This window comes from Streptomyces sp. AgN23 (assembly GCF_001598115.1).
Lineage (GTDB): Bacteria > Actinomycetota > Actinomycetes > Streptomycetales > Streptomycetaceae > Streptomyces > Streptomyces antimycoticus.
Genome location: NZ_CP007153.1, coordinates 8,922,352 through 8,941,649, shown reverse-complemented (window position 1 = coordinate 8,941,649; position 19,298 = coordinate 8,922,352). Strand labels below are relative to the sequence as shown.

Below are 19,298 nucleotides of genomic sequence, written 5' to 3'. Positions count from 1 at the left end.
CCTCGTATTTCCCACCCGTTTCGGTTTCGGGATCCCGGAGACCTCCCGGCCTCAGGTGTCCTGGTACGCCTCGCCGCCGAGCTCCACCGCGGCGGTGCCGGCGGTGGCGTCCGCCAGCCAGTCGCGAAAGGCGTCCACATCGGCCTCGGGCAGGCCCAGTTCGATGGTGACGGCCTCGGCGTAACGCACCTCCCGGACCGCCCGCCCCGTCGCCCGCAGATCGTTCTCCAGCTTGCCGGCCCGCTGGTGGTCGACGGTGACGGTCACCAGCCGGAACCGCTGCCGGGTGACCGTGCCCAGCCTGTCGAGCGCCTCGCCGACCGCGCCCCCGTAGGCCCGGATCAGACCGCCGGCGCCGAGCTTCACGCCCCCGTAGTAGCGGGTGACGACGGCCACCGCGTACCGGACCTCGCGGCGCAGCAGCATCTGCAGCATCGGCACCCCGGCCGTACCGCCCGGCTCCCCGTCGTCGCTCGCCTTCCGCACCCCGCCGTCCGCGCCGATGACATAGGCGAAGCAGTTGTGGGTGGCGGTGGGGTGCTCCTTCCTGACGCGCTGGATGACGTCCTGCGCCTCCTGCTCGGTCGCGGCGGGCGCGAGCGTGCAGAGGAAGCGCGATCTGTTGATCTCGATCTCGTGCACGCCCTCGCGCGCGACCGTCCGGTACCGCTCCTGCATCAGGCCACCCTATGTCCCGGCCCGTGTGCGCTGGTCACGCGCGTACGGTCGCCGACGGCCCTGGTCGCGCGGGTACGGTCACCGGCCGGTCCCGCCCGTACCGGCCTGGCCTCACCCTCTTCTGCCGCGACCGAACCGGGCCGGTCTGTGCAGCGGCCCCCACTCACCCCGCTGGCAGGCCACCACGTCCTCGGCTTCGGCGATCACGCTCTCGGCGATCCAGGCGACCGGTTCCACAGCGCGGACCAGGGGTTCGTTGTCCGGCCCCCGGCCGGCCTCCTCACCCTTGAGCACCCAGGGGTGGACATCGGCGGTGCCCTGGTCGTCGTCCCGGAGGTGGATGTAGTCGCACAGCCGCCGGGCGACCCAGAGGGTCGTCGGCAGATCCTTCGCCCATTCCTCGAAGACCAGGGGGTTGGCCGACAGGCCCGGCAGCATGGTGCCGGTGAGCCCGTCCCGGCTGGCCGCGCTCCCCTCCAGGTCCGCCTGCGGCCCTCGTGACCAGCGGACGAAGACCGGAGGGCCCTGCTCGATCAACTCCACGAGCTGGTGCAGAGCGGTGTAGGTGGGGAGTGTCTGACCTGGCATGATCGCCCTTGAGTACCCGCAGCCGTCGCCGCCAATCGCCCCCCCACCAGGCGGACGCCGCCCGGCCCCGCTGTCGCGCGGGGAGGGCGGCGCACCGTGGGAAGGCGCGACGGTAGCCAGGTCAGCGGCCCAGGGCCTTGGCCAGCTGGTCCTTGGTCATGTTCGAGCGGCCCTCGATGCCGCGCTGCTTGGCCTCGTTGTACAGCTGGTCGCGCGTCGGGCCCTTGGGACCCGTCCCGCTGCCGGAGCGCTGGCCGCCACGCTGCGGCGCGGACTTCGGGTCCTTGGTCGAGGTCTTGCTGGCGGACTTGGACTCGCCCGCGCGGGCGCGCTCCTTGTTCACCGTACGGGCGGCCATCTCCTTCGCCCGGCCGGTGGAGGCACCGCGCTGCTCGGCGCCTTCCTTGATGTGCTCGTACTGCCGTTCACGCTTACGGCTGGATCCTGCGGGCATGGTCTCTTCCTCTCCTTCCGCCCCCTCGGTCGGTCGCGGTCGGCGGTTGACGATTGCCGAGCGCATGAGTCGGGTTCCCCCCACTTCCGCCCCTGTAACCAGCATGCGTCTCCTGGGCGTCGGCCGGATGCCGTGCGGTGTGCGCATATGGGATTGGTCTTTCGGCAGTGTCCGCCGGTCCACGGTTTTCGTAAGGTCACCTCTGCGAGTCGGCTGATCACGCAGGTGGGGGACATGACGACACACAGAACCGGATTCACCGGCCGCCCGGGGGTCCGCTGGACCGGGCACCTTCCGCTCGCGGCCACCGTCGCCACCGCCGGGTTGAGCGTGGTCAGTCTGTGGTGGGTGGTGCCCACGGCGCTGTGCGCCGGCACGGCGGGGTGGCGGCCCGGGCGGACGTGGTCCACGGCGGTGGGGCTGATCGGGGTGGTCGCGGGCGCCGTGGTGGCGGTCGCCGCGGTGCCGTCCTGGATCATCTGGGCCGACCGCTTCGTGGCGGTGGTGGCGGGGGCGGTCGTACTGCCCTGGTTCGTGGGGCGGTTCTGCCGTCAGTACCGGGAGCTGGTCCGGGCGGGGTGGGAGCGGGCCGCGCGGCTGGAGCGCGAGCGGCGGCTGATCGCCGAGCAGGCCCGGCTGCGGGAACGGGCTCGTATCGCCCAGGACATGCACGATGTCCTGGGCCATGAACTCAGTCTGATCGCCCTCTCGGCCGGAGCCCTCAAGCTGGCGCCCGGGCTGGCGGACGGCCATCGGGAGGCCGCCCGGGACATCAGGGCCAGGGCGGCGGCTGCCGTGGACCGGCTCGGCGAGGTGATCGGCGTCCTGCGCCAGGAGCCGGACGGGGCGCCACCCGAGCCGGGCGGCGCCGGGGTGGCGGAGCTGGTCGAGCGGGCGTCGGCGTCGGGGCTCACGGTCCGGCTGCGGACCGACGGCGAGCCCGGCGAACTGCCGTCGGACGTGGAGCGCGCCGTGCACCGTGTGGTGCAAGAGGCGCTGACCAATGTGGCCAAGCACGCGCCCGGCGCGGAGGTGGCCGTGCGGGTCCGGCATACGGCGGAGAAGACCGAGGTCCGGGTGGCGAACGGCCCCGCGCCCACCGCCGTCGCCGTCCGCTCGGGCGGTGCGGGCTTCGGTCTGATCGGCCTGGACGAGCGCGTCGGGCTGGCGGGCGGCACCTTCGGCTACGGCCCCGAGTCGGGCGGTTTCGCCGTCCGCGCCACGTTTCCCCGTACCCCCGCGGCGCGGCGAGCGGCGCAGGCCCCGCCCCGCACCCCGGACGTCCCCGACAACGCGGACGGCACCGTCGCGTCACGCGATCGGCTCACGCTGGCGGAGGTCCGCGATGTACCGGACCTGCCGATCGCTCGATGGCCCCGGCTCGACGGGTCCTACCCGGACGGGCCCGGTCCGGAGGTGCACATCCAGTCACAGCTCGCCCAGCTCGTGGGCTCGGCAGGACGCTGCTCGTCATCCCGGCCTCCGGCCGTGCCCGGCAGTGGCCCGATCACGTCGCGGTGCCCGTCGTCGACGCGCCGGACGTCACCACGGTGATCGCCTGGCCACCCGGCAGCCGCTCCCGGGCGGTCGCCTCCCTCGTCCGCTCGGCGGCCGGGCTCCACGGCACCACGCTGCCCGCGTCCGCGCGCTGAACCTCCTTACGCCGGCCCCGCCTCGGTCTCGGCCCCAGCTCGGTCTCGGTCTCATCCTCGCCAGTGTCCGCGGCCGTGGCGGTGGGCGCCGCTTCAGGGGTGTTGGGGGTGCCGCGGGCGGCGCTGCTACCGTGCCTGAATTCCCGGAGGCCCTGGTCGCCCCCGTGATCGGCGCGACCCCCCGCACTGACGACAGTGCCGTCATTCGCCGTGAACATCTGCGAGCGCTGGCCACCAACTGCGGTTGAAACGCGGGTCTGGTCCATGCGCCTGGCCCCCTCATCAGGCCCCTAGGAACGGAACATCTAGGCTGGCGCGGTGACTGATGAGCAGGAGCGGGCGCAGCCGTCGGGAGTGTGGGCCACGGCGGTGGGGGTGGCCAGGGTGCGGGCGCTGGAGACCGAGCGGGAGGACGCGCTGTTCCGCGACCCACTGGCGCAGGCATTCGCCACGGCCGGCGGCCTGTGGCCCTCCTCGCCGCCGCTGCCCGATGACGAAGCAGCGCGACGCCGCCGACGGGCCGTGTCGTACTCCATCGTCATCAGGACGAAGTTCCTCGACGACCTGTTGCAGCAGGCATCCGCGTCCGGGGTCCGGCAGGTCGTGCTGCTGGGCGCAGGCATGGACAGCCGGGCCTTCCGGATCGACTGGCCCGAGGGCACCCGGCTGTTCGAGGTCGACACTGCCGCGCCACTGGACTTCAAGGCTTCGGTGCTGCGCCAGGAGCGGGCCGTCGCACGCTGCGAGCGGATCACCGTCGCGGTGGATCTGCGTGCGGACTGGCCAGGCGCGCTGGCCGCCGCAGGGCACGACCCGACCGTGCCCACCGCCTGGATCGCCGAAGGACTACTGATCTATCTGCCCGAGGACGCGGTGGAGCTACTGCTGGCCCGGATCAGCACGCAGTCGGCGACAGGCAGTCGGATGGGGCTGACACTGGGCTCGCGCGGCGTGATCGAGCGCTTCGGCGCGGACGCCGCGCCGGGATCGGCGGCGTCCATGTGGGTTTCGGAGATGCCCGACGACCCGGTGGGCTGGCTGGCCGGGCACGGCTGGGAGGCCGACAGCCACACCCTGCGCGAGCGCGCTGCCGCCTACGGCCGTCCGATCAGCACCCCGGCGCAGCGCGAGGAGCGGCCCGGCGGACTGATCTCGGCGGTCCGCCGGTAGAGCGCCTCCCGGTTCCGTACACCGAGCTGGCGGCCTGTCTGTCCCGCTGGGTTCTGCTCTCCGACGCCGAGACCTGGCGCAGCACTTGCTGACCAGCACCGGCGAGGCGATCGGGGGCTCCGGCCTCACCTGGTGGGAGACGTTCGGCGAGACCGAGATCGGGTGGACCTTCGCCCGAGCGCACTGGGGCAAGGGCTACGCCACGGAAGCAGCACGTGCCGTTCTCGCATGGGGCTTCGGCACGCTCGGGATCGGGCAGATCACGGCCGTGATCCACCACGGCCATACCGCCTCCACTGCCATGGCCCGCCGCCGGGGATTCACACCTCCGCGTGCAGACAGCGTCCTGGGCCGTCCCTGCACCGTTTACGCGCTGAGCAGCGATGACTTCGCCGCAGGTGAAGACCGAACACTCCAGTAACATCGGTGCGGCTCAGATGCGTGGACTGGCTTGGGTGAGACGCGTGGACTCGGTTCGTCGCGGCCTGGCCTTTGGGAATCCTTCGAATGTGCTGCCTGTTGTGCTGACGACAGGTCCTTGTTCGCGCCCGTAGGAGGCAAGCATGTATGGCGACCCGTCCACGGTCCGCAAGATCCTCACCGAGCTGGGCGACACCTGGGCCGTCGTGGGCCTGTCGACGAACCAGCGGCGTGCCGCCTACGGCGTCGCCGACGTCCTCCAGCGCTTCGGCAAGCGCATCGTGCCCGTGCACCCGAAGGCCGAGACGGTGCACGGCGAGCGGGGGTACGCCTCGCTCGCCGAGATCCCCTTCCCGGTCGACGTGGTCGATGTCTTCGTCAACAGCGAGCTGGCGGGCCCGGTCGCCGACGAGGCCGTGACCATCGGCGCCAAGGCCGTCTGGTTCCAGCTCGACGTCATCGACGAGGCCGCGTACGAGCGCACCCGCGCCGCCGGGCTCGCCATGGTGATGGACCGCTGCCCGGCCATCGAGATCCCCCGGCTGGGCTGACCTGCGCCGACGTACCGTTGCCGACATGGACTTCCGCATCGCCGCGGACGAACGGCGCGTCCTCTTCCTGATTGTCGACCACCTGGACACCAGCAGCGCACCCACCGTCGATGAGCTATCCAGAGACGCGGGTGAGGATGTCGGCCGGGAGGTGGCGGCCCTGCGTTCCAAGGGCTGGATCCTCGTGCGGCACATCGACGACCGCTTGACGGTTGTCGCCCTGTCCCCCTTGGCGGTGACAGCCGTCAGGAACCTGCGCTACGGCCGTCGCGAGACATGAGCAAGCCCGCCCGGCGCCACGGGGGAAGCGCATGGACGGGGTCGCCGGCGGGTGCTGGCCGGCCTACGAGACGACGCCCGTTCCGCTGCACCTGCTACACGGGACGGCATACATCGCGCCGCCTTCACCGACGAGCACAGTCGCCGAAAACCTGGGCCGGGATCGACGAGGCGAACCCCACCGTCGTTGGCGTCCGGCCCAGCAGCCACAGGCGTCGTCCGGGAGTACTGACGGCGCCTGGAACCGACTCGCGAACCGGACTACGTCAACCGCACGAGGATTTACCCATTGCGACATGCTGACCACCTCCTGTAGCCGAGAGTACGGATCGCGCGTTGGGCTGTCAGCGCGTCAACTCAGTTCGGGCCCGTGTTGCTGCAGTCGCCGGTGCATGTGCCCTCGCCACCGGGCTCACTGTGCTCACATCCGGCCGCGACCGGGATGCTCTGGCCGGTCGGCGCCAGCCAAAGTGCGTCATCCACGGTGAATCCCGCCTTGACCATCAGCTCCTGGGTGCGCGTCAGCTCAGCCGGGTCGTGCCGGGACGGGTCCGGCGGCTCCGGCATGTGATGCACGAATCGGCCAACTCCCTCGCACAGCTCGCTGTAGACGCGGGTGTGGAGGATGAGGGCGTGCCATCCCTCGTCGACCACCCGGGAAGGCCGCAACCGGGCGTCAGGGAAGGCGGCGCAGGTGGCGGTGAACTTGACGGCCTCCTCGACGATCCGCTCGGCCATGTCCGGCTCCATGCCGGGGTTGTTGTCGAGGACAGTCCGGATCACTCCGGCCCTCTTCGGGAGCTCAAGTAACGCAGTAACGTTGGTCATGCACGTGCCTCTTCTCTGTGAGCGGTGCGCCGCTCTCGTCCCGGTCACTGGCCTCCAAGCACGCGACCGAGCGGGTTATCGGTGTGCGGTCCCCGCCCCGCACTGCCGCACAACGAGTACGGAGCGGGGACCACGGTCCGGAGTCGGAGCCGACCTCCCACCGGACCGCTTCCTGCCTGCCTGACTTTCCAGCGCCCGACAGGCAGGGGCATGATGCGGGGGTCCTGAGATCGCCTCTTCCACGTCCCAAGGACCCCCGCCGGCGACGTGGGCATGACGCGCGAGGTGCGTCCGCCGCCGATCCTCGTCCCCGGCAGCCGCGCCTGGCTTGGTGGGAGACGAGGAAGTCATCAGGCGAGGCGTCTTGCGTCCTCCTGGAGCCGCAACAGCCGTCGCTGTCGGTCCTCCTCGACCATGATCACGTGGGATAGAGCAAGCGGAAGCAGCTTGAGGTAGTCATCCCTGATGGAATACCAAGTCACATCGTCGCCCCGTCATGACGAACCAGCGTCGTCCCCGGTCGAACCTGGACCCCACTGGCGCGGATCCGGCGCAGGGCCGCGCCTCGGGAGCTGGGCGGAGCCGGGGCCGCCGCATCTTCGACGGCCACACATGTCCCGCCGACCTCGGTGACGGACTGTTGCAACTGGGCCCGAAGGACCTGGTCATACGCGATGCGGTGCCAGGTCGCCACCAGGCATACGATGCGGCGCCCCTGGCCTTCCTGCTTCATTGCCGCGACCATGCCTTGCCAGAACGGCCGACGCTCACCCACGGCGGCATCCCCGCGATCGACCCACTGACCCGTAACATCCCAATCCATCTCGGCCGAGTAGGCTCGGCAGATGGCGATGCGGGCGAGCAGTCGATCCGTCTGACTGGTCCCCTCACGGTCGTAGATGAATACGAGGGTGGTCGGCTCATCGTTGGTCATTGAGGCTCCCGGTCACTGGTTTCCCTGTGCGACCAGATAACTACGGGTGAACGCATGATCAGTTAGCACATAACTTGCACAACAGGGCGTCAGGACCCTTGAGAGGGAGGAACGAACGGACTTTCCCGTGCGACAGTTGAGCCATGCACTGCGCACCGTCAGCGGGCGAGAACATCGCGGTCTTACGTAAGGTCCGCGGACTGAGCCAGACGGCTCTTTCCCGCCAAATGGGAATCACGCTCTCTTACCTGAGCAAGATCGAGACAGGACTTCGTCCGGCAACTCCGCCGATCGTGGCAGCAGCGGCGGGGGCCCTGAAGGTCACGACGGCCCGCCTCTACGGAGATCCGTTTGCCGATCCGTCGAAGCAGACCGAATTGATGGATCAGCTACGAACGGCCGTCCGTCGACACACGCTGCCGCGCGAAGACGTGCCACCTCTCGACGAACTGGCTGCCTCGCTCAAGCGCGCTGCTCAGCTCCGTGCGGACACCGATTACCTGAGGCTGCTCCAGCTCCTCCCCAAACTCCTCGGCCAGGTCACCGCGGCGGCCATGGAGAGCGACGGCGACGCCACGGCGTGGGGGCACGTCGCTGACGTCTATAGCTGCGCGTACGCCTGCGCCCATCGGTTTCGCCAGCCTGACCTCGCGGACATGATCGTCAGTCGTCAGCAGTGGGCGGCTCATCAGACGTGGAACCCGTCGGCCGAAGCGGCTGCCGCGTGGAATGAAGCGGGGACATACCAGTCAGCCGGCGAGTACTCCGACGGGTTGGCGATCGTTGAACGCGCCATCGTTCGCTACGAGATGGCTCCGGGTGACGACCTGGAGCGCGTCGTCCATCTGGGCTCGCTGCATCTGCGCGGCATCGTCCTGGCCTCCCGCCACGAGGACGCGAACGCCACCGCGGACCACGTGCGCCGGGCAAAGGCGTTGGCAGAACGAGTCAGCGGGCCCGATGTCCTCCAGCACAACCTGACGTTTGGGCAGGGCAACACGGCGCTGTACGAGCTGGCTGCCCAGATCGAACTGAACCATCCAGACAAGGCGGCTGAGGTGGCGGCCCCGCTGCTGAAGACTCCTCCCCCGGGCCTCAAGCCCTCCCGCGTCGGCCGACTGGCTATCGATGCCGCTCGCGCTCGTCTCGCGACGAAGGATCTCGTCGGTGCGGAGGAGGCGTTGAAGCAAGCCTTCCGCGTCGCCCCGCAGATGGCGGAGATCCACCCGATGGCGCGGGAGGTGCTGCGCGTTCTGTGGACCATGCACCAGCGCAGCCGACGGGACCTCCTGGCCATGGCGAAACGGTCAGGGTTGGCGTCCTGACCCACGCGAAAAGCCCCGCCTGGTCGTCCCGCGGGCAAGTGAGCTACGCCGAGCGTCGGAACTCGGGCGGGTTCAGGCGCCGACGGCGCCGGGCGCGCCAAGGCCCTCCAGGACCACCGCGCCCGGCAACCCGGCCAGCAGCTTGCCCGGGACGATGAGTTTGCCGCGGCGGGTGCCGCTGCCGATGAGGGCGTAGGGGATGTCGGCCACGGCGGAGTCCACCAGCAACGGCCAGGTGGCGGGCAGGCCGATGGGGGTGATGCCGCCGAACTCCATGCCGCTTTCGCCCGTCGCCGTGTCCATCGGGGCGAACGACGCCTTGCGTGCGCCGAGATGGCGGCGCACCACGCCGTTGACGTCCGCACGGGTGTGGGCGAGGACCAGACAGGCCGCCAGGGTGGTCTCGCCGCCCCGCTTGCCCGCGACGACCACGCAGTTGGCGGACTGTTCCAGCAGCCAGGGGCCGTAGTTCTCGACGAGTACGGCGGTGTCGGCCTTGTCCGGGTCGGTGTCCACGAACAGCACCTGCTCCACCGGCTCCGAGCCACGCCAGTCGCGCAGTGCCTCGGCGACGGGAGCGGTCAGCAGATCCAGGCACTCGACGGCGGGCCGGACCTCGTCGAAGGCATCCATCGGCGTACTCATGCCGTCAAACTAGCAGGCCGGGCGGGGCGCCAAGGGCCGGGCCCGGCGGCCTCAGCGCGCGGGCGGCACGGAGACCGCCATGGTCATCTCCACCGGCGCCGTCCCCTCGTTGCGGTAGATGTGCGGAGTGTTCGCCTCGAACGCCGCGGAGGTGCCGGCCGGGACGGTGTGCGCCTCGCCGCCGAGCACCAGGGTGAGCTCGCCCGCCGTCACATGGATCAGCTCGACCGTGCCGGACGGATGCGGATCGGAGGCGCTCTCGTCGCCGGGCATCAGCCGCCATCCCCACATCTCCAGCGGACCGTCGGCCTCGGTGCCGACGAGCAGCGCCGTGTAGCTGCCCGCTTCGGTGGACCACATCCGCACCGCCTGCTCGGGCGGGACGAAGGTCACCCGCGGCCCGTGCTCGTAGTCGAGCAGTGTGGTGATGCTCACGCCGAGCGCGTCCGCGAGCTTGACCGTGGTGCCCACGCTCGGATTGGTACGGGCCTGCTCGATCTGGATGATCATGCCCCGGCTGACCCCGGCGCGGGCCGCGAGGGTGTCGAGGGTGAAGCCGCGTTCGTTGCGCCACCGCTTGAGGTTGCGGGCGAGCGACTGCGTGAGCTGATCGAGGTCCGTCACGGTCCGGTCCGTCCAAAATAGTGAATGGCGTAGTCGAGTGCAGTGAACTACTGTGGGCTGTACTCCCACGTCCACCACACTGTACGGCGAGGTTTTCACCATGTCCGCACTCTTCGCGCTTGCCACCAGCCTGCTCTGGGGGCTGGCCGACTTCGGCGGAGGGTTGCTCACCCGGCGCACACCCGCGCTCACCGTGGTCGTCGCCTCCCAGATCATCGCGGTGACCGTCCTCGGTGGCATCGTGGTGGCCACCGGCGGATGGTCAGAGGCGGGCCCGCAGCTGTGGTTCGCGGCGGCGGCCGGTGTGGTCGGCCCGGCCGCGATGCTGTGCTTCTACCGGGCCCTCGCACTCGGCCCGATGGGCGTCGTCTCCCCGCTCGGCGCGCTCGGCGGGGTCATCGTGCCGCTCGGCGTCGCGCTGGTGCTCGGCGAGCGGCCCGGGCTGCTGCAGGTCTCGGGGGTCGTGGTGGCGGTCGCGGGCGTGGTCCTGGCGAGCGGTCCGCAGACCGGCGGTGCGCCCGTCCAGCGGCAGACGCTGCTGCTCACCCTGGTCGCCGCGCTGGGCTTCGGCTCGGTGATGGCGCTGATCGCCGAGGCGTCGACCACGCTGACCGGGCTCTTCCTCGCACTGTTCGTCCAGCGGGTGTGCAATGTGGCGGTCGGCGGCACCGCGCTCTTCGTCTCCGTACGGCGCGGCAACCCCGGGCTGCCGGAGGGCGGGATGGGCGTGGTGTGGGCGTCGCTGCCCGCGCTCGCCTTCGTGGGCCTCGCCGACGTGGCCGCGAACGGCACATACAACCTCGCCGCCCACCACGGTCCGGTGACCGTCGCCGCGGTGCTCGCCTCCCTCTACCCCGTGGTGACCGCCCTCGCCGCCCGTGGACTGCTCGGCGAGCGGCTGCGCGTGGTCCAGGCCACAGGCGCCGGGCTCGCCCTGGTCGGGACGCTGCTGCTGGCCACGGGCTGAACGGCCAGCGGCCCGGCCCCGCCACGCAGGGGCGGCCCGGCCCCGCCACGCAGGGGCGGCCCGGCCCCGCCACGCAGGGGCAGCCCGGCCCCGCCACGCCCCGCCCTGTCATGCATAAGCCGACGTGACCCAGGAACCCACTACGCCATGGGGCACGTGATCGAGAAGTTGTATGTGTTGCGAGCCGAAGCCCGGGGGATCGCGGACGCGGCGGCGCGGGCGTGGCGGGGGCCAGGGCGGGAGCGGGACCTGGTCGTGCAGTCGCTGAAGGCGGCCGGGGCTGCCACGCTCGCCTGGGCGGTCTCGGGGTGGTGGCTGCAGGATCCGGTGGCGCTGATGGCGCCGTGGGTGGCGGTGGTCCTGGTGCAAGCTACCGTCTACCGTTCGCTGTTCAAAGGGTTGCAGCAACTGGTGGCCATCGCCGTCGGCACGCTCCTGGCGGCGGGGGCCGAAGCCCTGACGGGGAACACCCTGGCCTCGGTGGCCCTGGTCCTGCCGGTCGTGATGCTGCTCAGCAACTGGCCCCGCCTCGGCGACCAGGGCATCTACGGGCCCACTACCGCACTGTTCACCCTCACCTCGGGCCCGGTGTCCGGCCTCACGGTCTCCCACCGGCTGCTCCAGGCGCTGTTGGGCGCCGCGATCGGCATCGCGGTCAACGCGCTGGTCTTCCCGCCGGTCCATCTGCGGAACGTACGGGAGAACCTCAGCAGACTGGCGCGCGGGACGGAGGAGACCCTGACGGGCATCGCCGAGGGGCTGGCCCAGGAGGACTGGTCCGAGGACACGGCCGCCGGCTGGCGGCGCCTGGCCGACCAGCTCCAACAGCGGCAGGAGAGCCTGCGGTCCGCTCGGCAGTGGAGCCACGAGAGCCTCCGGCTGAATCCCAGACTGCCGTGGAATTCGCGCCGGAGTCTGCCGCTTCCCTCCGAGAACGAGGATCAGCGCTGGGGCGCGATCGTGGCCCAGGTCGGCGCCGTCGTCGACACCATGATCGACATCGCGGACGAGAACCGCACCATCCCCACCCCCGACCAGCAGCCGCTGCGCGACTACGGCCGCCTTCTCGCCGATCTGGCGAGCGCCTGCCGGGTCCGGGCGGATCTGATCTGCGTGTCCGCCGCCGAGGACGCGCACGCCCGGCTGGACGAGGCCCTGGACTCCGTGGAACGGCGCCACCACGCCCTGCACAAACAGCTCACCGACGAGCGCAGCGTCTCCGCCGCCACCACCGCCGTCCTGGGCACCCTGCTGATCCAGGCCCAGAACATCTGGCATGACATCGCCCCGGAGACCTGGCCCCGCGCCACCGCCGGGGCATAGCACCCGGCCGTCGGGGTACACCGCTGCAGTCCCCGCGGTGGTGTCGGGGCGGAGTGTGAGGAGTGGTGCCCATGAAGCCGATCGGCCACGCACGGCCGGGATTCCCCTGCTGGGTGAGTCTCGCCGCCCCCAGCCTCCAGGCGGCGCAGAAGTTCTACACCGCGGTGCTCGGGTGGACCTGGCGCCCCACCGGGGTGGGTGAGGAGTTCCGTACGGCGCTGTTCGGCGGCGCGCCGGTGGCCGGCGTCGGAGCGCTCGCGAGCAGCCTTCGGAGCGCGGCCGCCTGGACGCCGTCCTTCGCCGTGGAGGACGCGGACGCCACCGCGGCACGGATCCATGAGCGGGGCGGCACCGTCGGCGTCGGTCCGCTCCCCTTCGGCCCGGGCCGTCGCGCCGCGCTGGCCGCCGACCGCGACGGCGCCGTCTTCGGCTTCTGGGCGGGGGAGGCGCTGCCCGGCTGGCCGTCGGGTCCGGCCGGCGCCCCGGCCTGGCTGGAACTGCGGACGCGCGACGCGTTCGCGGCCGCCCTCTTCTACGGCGAGGTCTTCGGCTGGGCGTCCCCGGAGAGCAGTTGCTCGGTCGAGTACGAGAACGACGAGGTCATCGTGAGCGAGGCGGGGCGCAAGCTCGCGGTGGTCCACGGCGGCGCCGTCGAGCAGGCCCCCGACCCGGAGGTCCGGCCGCGCTGGTACGTCCACTTCCGCGTCCCCGATGTGACGGCCGCGGTGGCGGCGGCGCGTGCCGCCGGAGGCACGGTCGCCCTCGCGCCGACCGCCTCCCCCGCGGGCCGTCAGGCGATCCTGCGCGACCCGGACGGCGGGCTGTTCACCGTCACCGCCGCCTGACCGACGACCCGAACCGGCTCGGCTCGGCTCGGCCAAGCCCGCCCCGGCCCGGCTGAGCCCACGCCACGCCACCTCGCCCCACCCCGGCTCGGCGTATGGCGGAAAGACGGCGCGGACCGGTGACGAAGCCGGTCCGGCCGGGAAGCCGTGGTGGCGACGGGCGCGCGGGAACACCCTGCCGTCCGGACTGTCGGCAGGACGGAGAGCGGTGATGGCCACCACGGCGGACGAGACAAGGGCCGGTCTGCCCACACCGCGCACCATCCGGCTGCCGGGGATCGTGCTGGGCGTGGGGCTCGGCGGATTCCTCGACGGGATCCTGCTGCACCAGCTCCTGCAGTGGCACCACATGCTCAGCAGCACCAACCACGACCGCATCGGGGTCAGGTACTACAACCCGCACACCGTCCCCGGGCTGGAGATGAACACCGTGTGGGACGGGATCTTCCACGCCGTGTGCTGGATCGCGGTCCTGCTGGGGCTGGCGATCCTCTACGCCCGGGTCACCCACGACCGGCGCCGGGTGTGGGGCTCGCGCGTCCTGTGGGGCTGGATCCTGGTCGGCTGGGGCCTGTTCAACCTGGTCGAGGGGGTGCTGGACCACCAGATCCTCGGCATCCACCATGTCCACAGCGGCCCGGAGAAGGCGTGGTGGGACGCCGGTTTCCTGATCCTGGGCGCCCTTCTGGTGGCCGGCGGTTGTCTGCTGCAGCGCGGCGGAGCGCCCTCCGGCCCCGAGGCGCCCCGCGCCACCGGGCACAGGTGATGGGTGGCGGCGCGGCGCATCCCGGCCATGGACACGGCGCGGGCGGCGGCCCCCTGGACGTATGGCTGCCGGCCCTCGCCCTGCTGGTGTGTGCCGCCGCCTACCCGCTGGCGGTCCGCCGCGCCCGTCGCCGTAACCCCGCCCAGGGCTGGCCGGCCACGCGCTCGATGAGTTTCGCGGCCGGGCTCGTCCTCCTGGCCGTGGCGCTGCTTCCGCCCCTCGCGCCGTTCGCCCATCGGGACTTCCGCGGCCATATGGCCCAGCATCTGCTGCTCGGGATGTACGCACCTCTCGCGCTGGTGCTCGCGGCGCCGGTCACCCTGCTGCTGCGCGCCCTGCCCCCGCACCGCGGCCGGCGGCTGACAACCGTGCTGCGCTCCCGCCCCACGCGGCTGCTCGCCCACCCCGTCACCGCGCTGCTGCTGACCACCGGCGGGCTGGTGCTGCTGTACTTCACTCCCCTCTACGACACCGTCATGGGCCGCCCCGGAGGGCACTGGCTGACGCACGCCCATTTCCTGCTCTCGGGCTGGCTGTTCGCGTATGTCATCGCCGGTCCCGACCCGGCGCCCGTTCGGCCCGGTGTGCCGGCCCGGCTGGTGGTCCTCGGCGCCGCCATCGCGGCCCACGCCACCATCGCCCAGTTGATGTACGGGGGCTTCTGGGTCGAGGTCCACGCCCCGATCGCCGAGGTCCAGGGCGGCGCGGAGATCATGTACTACGGCGGCGACGTCGCCGAACTCCTCCTGGCCGCGGCCCTCGTCACCACCTGGCGCCCCGTACGGACCCCTCGGAGTGCGTACGGGGCACGGCTACGCTCGGTGCGCCGCCCGATCGGGCGGCTCGAGGAGGGGATGCGTGATGGCGGACCGTGAGGACCGAGACGGAGTGGTGGTGTACTGGCGGCCGCTGTGCCCGTTCTGCATGCACCTGCGCACGCGGCTGCGCCTCGCCCGGCTGCGGCACACCGAGGTGAACATCTGGAGGGATCCGGAGGCGGCCGCGTTCGTCCGCTTGGTCGCGGACGGGAACGAGACCGTGCCGACCGTGACGGTGGCCGGCCGACCCATGGTGAACCCGTCGATGGGCGAGCTGATGGAGGCGGTCAGGACCCACGCCCCGCACGTCCTGTCCAAGGACGGATGAGGAGTGTCGTACCCGGCGGCCTGGGGTACCCGCCCCGCCAAGCCGTCGGCGTACCCCCGGGGGAAATCGGTGGCCAGGCCCTTCCGGTCCAGACCACGGGCCGGAAGAGCCGTTCGGCTGACGCGTCGGCCCCGGCCGATGCGTCAGCCGTCAATACCGCCCGTCAGGCGTCATACCGCCCTCAGCCGTCGATACCGCCCGTCAGCCGTCGATACCGCCGCTCTCGCAGATCTGCCGGGCGAGGTCGCGCAGCTTGACGTTCCGCTCCTGGGACACCCGCCGCATCAGCGCGAAGGCGTCATCCTCGGTGATCTTCAGACGTTCCATGAGGATGCCCATGGCCTCCCCGATGGTGTGCCGGGTCTCGATCGCCTGCTGGAGCTGATCGGCGGTGCGGGCGCTGGAGAAGGCGACCGCGCCGTGCGAGGCGAGCAGCCAGCCGGCCGTCTCGCTGCCCTTGGTGAAGGCGGCTGGGCGCGCCGAGTAGAGGTTCAGGGCGCCGAGGTCCTCCTGCTCGGTGTAGAGCAGGAATCCCATCATGCTGCCGATGCCGAGGTCGCGGGCCTGGCTGACGAACGCCGGCCAGCGCTCCTCGGGCTGGGTGAAGTCCCTGATCCGGAACACCCGCTCGCCGCTCAGCCGCCGGGCGGCGTCGAAGCAGGGCCCCTCGCTGAGCCGCTCCTGCAGCCGGTCGGAGCGGACCACCAGGCTGTCGGTGGGCGCGAGGGATTCCACCCGCTTGCCGTGGAGTATCAGAATGCCGGCCGCGTCGCAGCCGTCCACGATGTCCACCGCGCACTCGGAGATCCGCTCGAGAGTGGCCTCCACGGATACCTGCGCCAGCAGGTCCCGCGCCATGGTGGCCATGCGCTCGGCGAAAGCTTCCCAGTCCATGACCACCATCCGATCACATCGAGCTACTCGGCGCTTCTGAACGCTTCCCGGTACTGCTTGGCCCGGTCCACGTACACCTGGGCGTTGAGCTTGATGCCTTCCCGTTCCTCGTCGGTGAGGGGGCGCCTCACCCTCGCCGGCACCCCGGCCACCAGTGAGCCGGGCGGTATCTCCATGCCCTGCGGCACCAGGGCCTGGGCGGCGACCAGCGATCCGGCACCGACCCGGGCGCCATTGAGGACCGTGGCCCCCATGCCGATCAGCACATCGTCCTCGACCGTGCAGCCGTGCACGACCGCGTTGTGCCCGACGGAGACCCGCTCACCGATCGAGACCGGGAATCCGGGGTCGACGTGCACAGTGCAATTGTCCTGGATGTTGCTGTCCGCGCCGAGGACGATGGGGCCGCCGTCACCCCGTAGCACCGCCTGGTACCAGACGCTCGATCCCGCGGCGAGCACGACCTCGCCGATCACCACCGAGGTGGGGGCCACGAACGCCTCGGGGGCGATCTGTGGCTCCTTACCGCCGATTCCCATGATCAAGGCGTCGTACACCGTCTCTCCCACCTGGTCGTTCCCTTCATTGCCCCGCCCTGACCGGTTCATTTCCCCGCCCTGGCCGGTCCACCGCTTCGACCGGCGGCCGCCTCAGTCGCCGGCCCGGACCGGCTCCGGCTCGGCCGTCTCGGAATCGGCCGTCGTGACCGCGGCGGCGGGCCGGGCCTTCTTGGAGCGCCACTTCATGACGAGCATCGAGCCGAGACCGAAGAGCAGGGCCAGTACGAGCCCGAGCCAGGAGAAGCGCTTGAGCCAGTCCTCGGCGACCTTGCCCAGGGAGTAGATGACCGCGGTGGTGCCACCGGCCCAGATGATGCCGCCGAGCACATTGGCGATGAGGAACTTCCAGTACGGCATCTGCAGCACACCCGCGAGCGGGCCCGCGAAGATGCGCAGCAGCGCGATGAAACGGCCGACGAAGACCGCCCACATGCCCCACTTCTGGAAGGAGCGCTCGGCGGTCGCCACATGTTCGGCGCTGAAATGCTTGGGGAATTTGCGGCCCAGCCAGGTGAGGAGTGGCTGTCCCCCCTTGCGGCCGATGAGATAGCCGATGGAGTCGCCGATCACCGCGCCCGCGATGGCGCTGGCGCCGAGGACGTAGGGGTTGATGTGGTCCTGCGAGGCCGCCAGCAGCGTCGCGCTGACGAGGACGATCTCACCGGGAAGCGGGATTCCCAGGCTCTCCAGGCCGATGACGAGACCCACCAGCAGATACACGCTGATCGCGGGTACGGTCTCGAGCCATTCCTCGATATGCAACGCCGGTTCCTCCCCGTGTGGCGATCGCTTCCCGGCGTGCGCCGGACGGGAGCGCGGCACACCCCGGGAAGACTACTCAATCGGCACGCGGTCGCCATCATCCCCAGGTCGTGCTCCCGCTCGCGTCGACTCCGGCGAAGGGATGACCGCTCAGGACTGGGGACGTAGGGTCCATACGATGGACATCTCGCCGGTGACCGCGCCGTCCTCCCGGGTGATCGCGATGTTCACCGGGAATTCGGGGCGCTTTCCCGCGTCCAGCTCGGCGACCACCTCGGCGGCGGTCCGGCCGAGGGTGGCGGTCGCGGTGACGGGGCCCTTGGCGAGCTTCTTGTAGCCGATCTCGGCACGCACGGCCAGCGGTACGGCGCGGTCGAGCTGATCGCCGAACGCCGCCAGCACGATCGCGCCACTCGCGGACTCGGCCAGGGTGAACATCGCGCCCGCGTGGGGCCCGCCGACGTGGTTGTGGAAGTCGGGCTGGTCGGGCAGGCGCAGCACCGCGCGCTCGGTCGACGCCTCGATGAACTCCAGGTTCAGGGTGCGCACCATGGGAACCGTGGCGGCGAGCATCTCACCGACGGAAGGCTGAGTTTCTGACATGCCACGGAAGTTACCACTCAGTAGCAAACGACGGAAGGGCGGTTGCCGGGGTAGACGTAGCAGCCTTCGTCGGCCCCCTCTATCGTTACTCGCCATGTGGCCAGGACAGCAGCCGCCCGGGGGCGAGCAGAACAACCCGCAAGGTCAGAACCCCTATCAGCAGCCGGGGTACCAGCAGCCGGGATACGACCAGTCCAACCCGTATCAGCAGCCGGGATACCAGCAGCCGAATCCCTATCAGCAGCCTCCCCAGCAGCAGCCGGGGCAGCCCGGCCAGCCGGAGCAGCCGGGGTATGGCCAGCAGCCGGGTTACGGCCAGCCGCAGCAGCCCGGCTACGGCCCGCCGCAGGGCCCGCCGCAGCCGACCGGCCAGCAGTGGGGCGCTCCGTCCGGCCCGCCCGGCGCACCGCAGCCGCCGCGCGACAACAAGAAGCGCACGACGACCATCGCCATCGTCGCGGCGATCGCGGTCGTCGCGGGCGCCGCCATCACCGGTGCGCTGGTCCTGGGCAAGGACGACAGCGACGGCGGTGACGAGTCCAAGGGAAAGGACAAGACGCCCGCCGTCTCCTCGTCCGCTCCGACCTCCGACAAGCCGACCGAGGACCCGGGCGGCGGCGGTGCGGACAACCCGCGCGCCGGCGGTGACGCCACCGACGTCAAGGCGGTCATACCCGGCTGGAAGCCGGTCGTCAGCCCCAAGCGGCACAACGCCTTCGACGTCCCCCCGGAGTGGACGGTCGAATCGCCGGGGCTGAGCACCGGTTTCGAGGACGACAAGGGCAAGCCGCTCGTTGTCATGTCCGCTCCGGCCAGGTACAAGAAGGACTACTGCTCGGTCAAGGACAAGGACGGCTACGTCAACAAGAGCCACGCCGCCGGAGCGGGCTCCAAGGGGGCGCAGGGCGCCAAGAACGAGGCGTCGGCCGCCAAGGTCGAGGCCGAGAACTGGGTCTTCGCCGCCTTCGACCAGGACCAGACCGGGACCCGCAAGGTCACCGACGCCAAGAAGTTCACCAGCGCCCACGGCCTCAAGGGCTACACCGCGTCGGCCACCGTCACCGGGGTGAAGAAGACCGACAAGTGCTCCACCGACGGCAAGTCGGTCACGGTGACCTACACGGACACCAACGGTGACTTCGCGACCTGGGTCCTGTACTCCGTCAAGGGCACCAAGGAAGAGGTCCCGGACGCCACGATCAAGAAGATCATGAGTTCGCTGCGGCCGGTGAAGTCGGAGGTCTCCTGACCACCGCCTGACCGCCGATGACGGCGGCCGGAATA

25 protein-coding genes are annotated in these 19,298 nt (G+C 71.0%); 14 read left to right on the top strand and 11 right to left on the bottom strand.

Going from position 1 to position 19,298, the window contains the following annotated elements:
• Positions 1-51: 51 nt before the first annotated feature.
• From AS97_RS38735 to AS97_RS38725, 3 genes are all read right to left on the bottom strand, one after another.
• The gene (locus AS97_RS38735; protein WP_059145848.1) at positions 52-678 is read right to left on the bottom strand and encodes a YigZ family protein; all 627 of its coding nucleotides are present in this window, start codon (positions 676-678) and stop codon (positions 52-54) included.
• Positions 679-789: 111 nt separating this feature from the next.
• On the bottom strand, positions 790-1,266 hold the full coding sequence (locus AS97_RS38730) for a DUF6098 family protein (RefSeq protein WP_059145849.1): 477 nt from the start codon (positions 1,264-1,266) through the stop codon (positions 790-792).
• A gap of 121 nt (positions 1,267-1,387) precedes the next feature.
• A complete protein-coding gene (locus AS97_RS38725) occupies positions 1,388-1,720 on the bottom strand; it encodes a hypothetical protein (RefSeq protein ID WP_059145850.1) in 333 nt (110 codons plus the stop codon).
• 234 nt (positions 1,721-1,954) lie between these two features.
• Here AS97_RS38725 and AS97_RS38720 point away from each other — a divergent pair, with 234 nt between their 5' ends.
• The 6 genes from AS97_RS38720 to AS97_RS38695 all read left to right on the top strand — a co-directional run bounded on the left by AS97_RS38720 (position 1,955) and on the right by AS97_RS38695 (position 5,793).
• Complete coding sequence (locus AS97_RS38720) at positions 1,955-3,274, top strand: histidine kinase (RefSeq protein WP_247204625.1); 1,320 nt, start codon at positions 1,955-1,957, stop codon at positions 3,272-3,274.
• Complete coding sequence (locus tag AS97_RS48740) at positions 3,238-3,372, top strand: hypothetical protein (protein WP_282615710.1); 135 nt, start codon at positions 3,238-3,240, stop codon at positions 3,370-3,372. The genes AS97_RS38720 and AS97_RS48740 overlap by 37 nt, the downstream gene beginning before the upstream one ends.
• A 318-nt stretch (positions 3,373-3,690) precedes the next feature.
• Positions 3,691-4,542 carry a class I SAM-dependent methyltransferase gene (locus AS97_RS38710; protein WP_107119281.1) on the top strand — a complete coding sequence of 284 codons (852 nt, stop codon included), beginning with the start codon at positions 3,691-3,693 and terminating at the stop codon, positions 4,540-4,542.
• 85 nt (positions 4,543-4,627) lie between these two features.
• On the top strand, positions 4,628-4,963 hold the full coding sequence (locus AS97_RS38705; protein WP_247204624.1) for a GNAT family N-acetyltransferase: 336 nt from the start codon (positions 4,628-4,630) through the stop codon (positions 4,961-4,963).
• Positions 4,964-5,105: 142 nt separating this feature from the next.
• Entirely contained in the window at positions 5,106-5,513 is a 408-nt protein-coding gene (locus AS97_RS38700; RefSeq protein ID WP_210566540.1) for a CoA-binding protein, read from the top strand.
• 25 nt (positions 5,514-5,538) lie between these two features.
• The gene (locus tag AS97_RS38695; protein WP_210566539.1) at positions 5,539-5,793 is read left to right on the top strand and encodes a hypothetical protein; all 255 of its coding nucleotides are present in this window, start codon (positions 5,539-5,541) and stop codon (positions 5,791-5,793) included.
• 356 nt (positions 5,794-6,149) lie between these two features.
• On the opposite strand, the gene AS97_RS38690 is transcribed toward AS97_RS38695, so the two are convergent.
• Both AS97_RS38690 and AS97_RS38685 read right to left on the bottom strand, forming a co-directional pair.
• Positions 6,150-6,575 carry a hypothetical protein gene (locus AS97_RS38690; RefSeq protein WP_247204623.1) on the bottom strand — a complete coding sequence of 142 codons (426 nt, stop codon included), beginning with the start codon at positions 6,573-6,575 and terminating at the stop codon, positions 6,150-6,152.
• A gap of 523 nt (positions 6,576-7,098) precedes the next feature.
• Positions 7,099-7,554: a hypothetical protein gene (locus AS97_RS38685; protein WP_210566537.1), complete on the bottom strand. Its 456-nt coding sequence runs from the start codon at positions 7,552-7,554 to the stop codon at positions 7,099-7,101.
• Between the two features lie 143 nt (positions 7,555-7,697).
• Between AS97_RS38685 and AS97_RS38680 the strand changes: the two genes are divergently transcribed.
• Positions 7,698-8,879, top strand: a complete 1,182-nt coding sequence (locus AS97_RS38680) for a helix-turn-helix transcriptional regulator (protein ID WP_210566536.1) — start codon at positions 7,698-7,700, stop codon at positions 8,877-8,879.
• 72 nt (positions 8,880-8,951) lie between these two features.
• On the opposite strand, the gene AS97_RS38675 is transcribed toward AS97_RS38680, so the two are convergent.
• The gene (locus AS97_RS38675; protein WP_086711073.1) at positions 8,952-9,524 is read right to left on the bottom strand and encodes a YbaK/EbsC family protein; all 573 of its coding nucleotides are present in this window, start codon (positions 9,522-9,524) and stop codon (positions 8,952-8,954) included.
• 51 nt (positions 9,525-9,575) lie between these two features.
• Entirely contained in the window at positions 9,576-10,148 is a 573-nt protein-coding gene (locus tag AS97_RS38670; protein ID WP_059145861.1) for an XRE family transcriptional regulator, read from the bottom strand.
• A 100-nt stretch (positions 10,149-10,248) separates the two neighbouring features.
• Here AS97_RS38670 and AS97_RS38665 point away from each other — a divergent pair, with 100 nt between their 5' ends.
• The 6 genes from AS97_RS38665 (at position 10,249) to AS97_RS38640 (ending at position 15,195) form a co-directional block, all read left to right on the top strand.
• Positions 10,249-11,115: an EamA family transporter gene (locus AS97_RS38665; RefSeq protein ID WP_086711076.1), complete on the top strand. Its 867-nt coding sequence runs from the start codon at positions 10,249-10,251 to the stop codon at positions 11,113-11,115.
• A gap of 147 nt (positions 11,116-11,262) precedes the next feature.
• Positions 11,263-12,438 carry an aromatic acid exporter family protein gene (locus tag AS97_RS38660; protein ID WP_210566535.1) on the top strand — a complete coding sequence of 392 codons (1,176 nt, stop codon included), beginning with the start codon at positions 11,263-11,265 and terminating at the stop codon, positions 12,436-12,438.
• Positions 12,439-12,509: 71 nt separating this feature from the next.
• Positions 12,510-13,283: a VOC family protein gene (locus AS97_RS38655; protein ID WP_210566534.1), complete on the top strand. Its 774-nt coding sequence runs from the start codon at positions 12,510-12,512 to the stop codon at positions 13,281-13,283.
• Positions 13,284-13,494: 211 nt separating this feature from the next.
• Positions 13,495-14,049 carry a DUF2243 domain-containing protein gene (locus AS97_RS38650; RefSeq protein WP_210566533.1) on the top strand — a complete coding sequence of 185 codons (555 nt, stop codon included), beginning with the start codon at positions 13,495-13,497 and terminating at the stop codon, positions 14,047-14,049.
• Positions 14,049-14,924: a cytochrome c oxidase assembly protein gene (locus tag AS97_RS38645; RefSeq protein WP_210566532.1), complete on the top strand. Its 876-nt coding sequence runs from the start codon at positions 14,049-14,051 to the stop codon at positions 14,922-14,924. The genes AS97_RS38650 and AS97_RS38645 overlap by 1 nt, the downstream gene beginning before the upstream one ends.
• Positions 14,911-15,195: a glutaredoxin domain-containing protein gene (locus AS97_RS38640; RefSeq protein ID WP_059145865.1), complete on the top strand. Its 285-nt coding sequence runs from the start codon at positions 14,911-14,913 to the stop codon at positions 15,193-15,195. Before AS97_RS38645 ends, AS97_RS38640 begins: the two co-directional genes overlap by 14 nt.
• Before the next feature lie 201 nt (positions 15,196-15,396).
• Here AS97_RS38640 and AS97_RS38635 read toward each other — a convergent pair whose 3' ends face one another.
• The 4 genes from AS97_RS38635 to AS97_RS38620 form a co-directional block, all read right to left on the bottom strand.
• Positions 15,397-16,089: a GAF and ANTAR domain-containing protein gene (locus AS97_RS38635; protein WP_059145894.1), complete on the bottom strand. Its 693-nt coding sequence runs from the start codon at positions 16,087-16,089 to the stop codon at positions 15,397-15,399.
• Positions 16,090-16,112: 23 nt separating this feature from the next.
• Positions 16,113-16,628 (bottom strand): gamma carbonic anhydrase family protein, encoded by a 516-nt coding sequence (locus AS97_RS38630; RefSeq protein ID WP_059145895.1) that lies wholly within the window; start codon positions 16,626-16,628, stop codon positions 16,113-16,115.
• Between the two features lie 111 nt (positions 16,629-16,739).
• Positions 16,740-17,411 carry a DedA family protein gene (locus tag AS97_RS38625; protein WP_059145866.1) on the bottom strand — a complete coding sequence of 224 codons (672 nt, stop codon included), beginning with the start codon at positions 17,409-17,411 and terminating at the stop codon, positions 16,740-16,742.
• Between the two features lie 150 nt (positions 17,412-17,561).
• Positions 17,562-18,014, bottom strand: a complete 453-nt coding sequence (locus AS97_RS38620) for a DUF4442 domain-containing protein (protein WP_210566531.1) — start codon at positions 18,012-18,014, stop codon at positions 17,562-17,564.
• Between the two features lie 94 nt (positions 18,015-18,108).
• Between AS97_RS38620 and AS97_RS38615 the strand changes: the two genes are divergently transcribed.
• Positions 18,109-19,263, top strand: coding sequence for a hypothetical protein (locus tag AS97_RS38615; protein ID WP_059145868.1), 1,155 nt, complete (start codon positions 18,109-18,111; stop codon positions 19,261-19,263).
• Positions 19,264-19,298: the final 35 nt, after the last annotated feature.

What these genes read in the sequence shown, in the direction of transcription:
- AS97_RS38630 (WP_059145895.1), bottom strand. Translation starts at nt 16,628, where the DNA reads ATGGGAATCGGCGGTAAGGAGCCACAGATCGCCCCCGAGGCGTTCGTG.
- AS97_RS38725 (WP_059145850.1), bottom strand. Translation starts at nt 1,720, where the DNA reads ATGCCCGCAGGATCCAGCCGTAAGCGTGAACGGCAGTACGAGCACATC.
- AS97_RS38730 (WP_059145849.1), bottom strand. Translation starts at nt 1,266, where the DNA reads ATGCCAGGTCAGACACTCCCCACCTACACCGCTCTGCACCAGCTCGTG.
- AS97_RS38720 (WP_247204625.1), top strand. Translation starts at nt 1,955, where the DNA reads ATGACGACACACAGAACCGGATTCACCGGCCGCCCGGGGGTCCGCTGG.
- AS97_RS38635 (WP_059145894.1), bottom strand. Translation starts at nt 16,089, where the DNA reads ATGGACTGGGAAGCTTTCGCCGAGCGCATGGCCACCATGGCGCGGGAC.
- AS97_RS38695 (WP_210566539.1), top strand. Translation starts at nt 5,539, where the DNA reads ATGGACTTCCGCATCGCCGCGGACGAACGGCGCGTCCTCTTCCTGATT.
- AS97_RS38735 (WP_059145848.1), bottom strand. Translation starts at nt 678, where the DNA reads ATGCAGGAGCGGTACCGGACGGTCGCGCGCGAGGGCGTGCACGAGATC.
- AS97_RS38640 (WP_059145865.1), top strand. Translation starts at nt 14,911, where the DNA reads ATGGCGGACCGTGAGGACCGAGACGGAGTGGTGGTGTACTGGCGGCCG.
- AS97_RS38650 (WP_210566533.1), top strand. Translation starts at nt 13,495, where the DNA reads ATGGCCACCACGGCGGACGAGACAAGGGCCGGTCTGCCCACACCGCGC.
- AS97_RS38685 (WP_210566537.1), bottom strand. Translation starts at nt 7,554, where the DNA reads ATGACCAACGATGAGCCGACCACCCTCGTATTCATCTACGACCGTGAG.
- AS97_RS38665 (WP_086711076.1), top strand. Translation starts at nt 10,249, where the DNA reads ATGTCCGCACTCTTCGCGCTTGCCACCAGCCTGCTCTGGGGGCTGGCC.
- AS97_RS38675 (WP_086711073.1), bottom strand. Translation starts at nt 9,524, where the DNA reads ATGAGTACGCCGATGGATGCCTTCGACGAGGTCCGGCCCGCCGTCGAG.
- AS97_RS38655 (WP_210566534.1), top strand. Translation starts at nt 12,510, where the DNA reads ATGAAGCCGATCGGCCACGCACGGCCGGGATTCCCCTGCTGGGTGAGT.
- AS97_RS38660 (WP_210566535.1), top strand. Translation starts at nt 11,263, where the DNA reads ATGGGGCACGTGATCGAGAAGTTGTATGTGTTGCGAGCCGAAGCCCGG.
- AS97_RS38645 (WP_210566532.1), top strand. Translation starts at nt 14,049, where the DNA reads ATGGGTGGCGGCGCGGCGCATCCCGGCCATGGACACGGCGCGGGCGGC.
- AS97_RS38615 (WP_059145868.1), top strand. Translation starts at nt 18,109, where the DNA reads ATGTGGCCAGGACAGCAGCCGCCCGGGGGCGAGCAGAACAACCCGCAA.
- AS97_RS38680 (WP_210566536.1), top strand. Translation starts at nt 7,698, where the DNA reads ATGCACTGCGCACCGTCAGCGGGCGAGAACATCGCGGTCTTACGTAAG.
- AS97_RS38700 (WP_210566540.1), top strand. Translation starts at nt 5,106, where the DNA reads ATGTATGGCGACCCGTCCACGGTCCGCAAGATCCTCACCGAGCTGGGC.
- AS97_RS38620 (WP_210566531.1), bottom strand. Translation starts at nt 18,014, where the DNA reads ATGTCAGAAACTCAGCCTTCCGTCGGTGAGATGCTCGCCGCCACGGTT.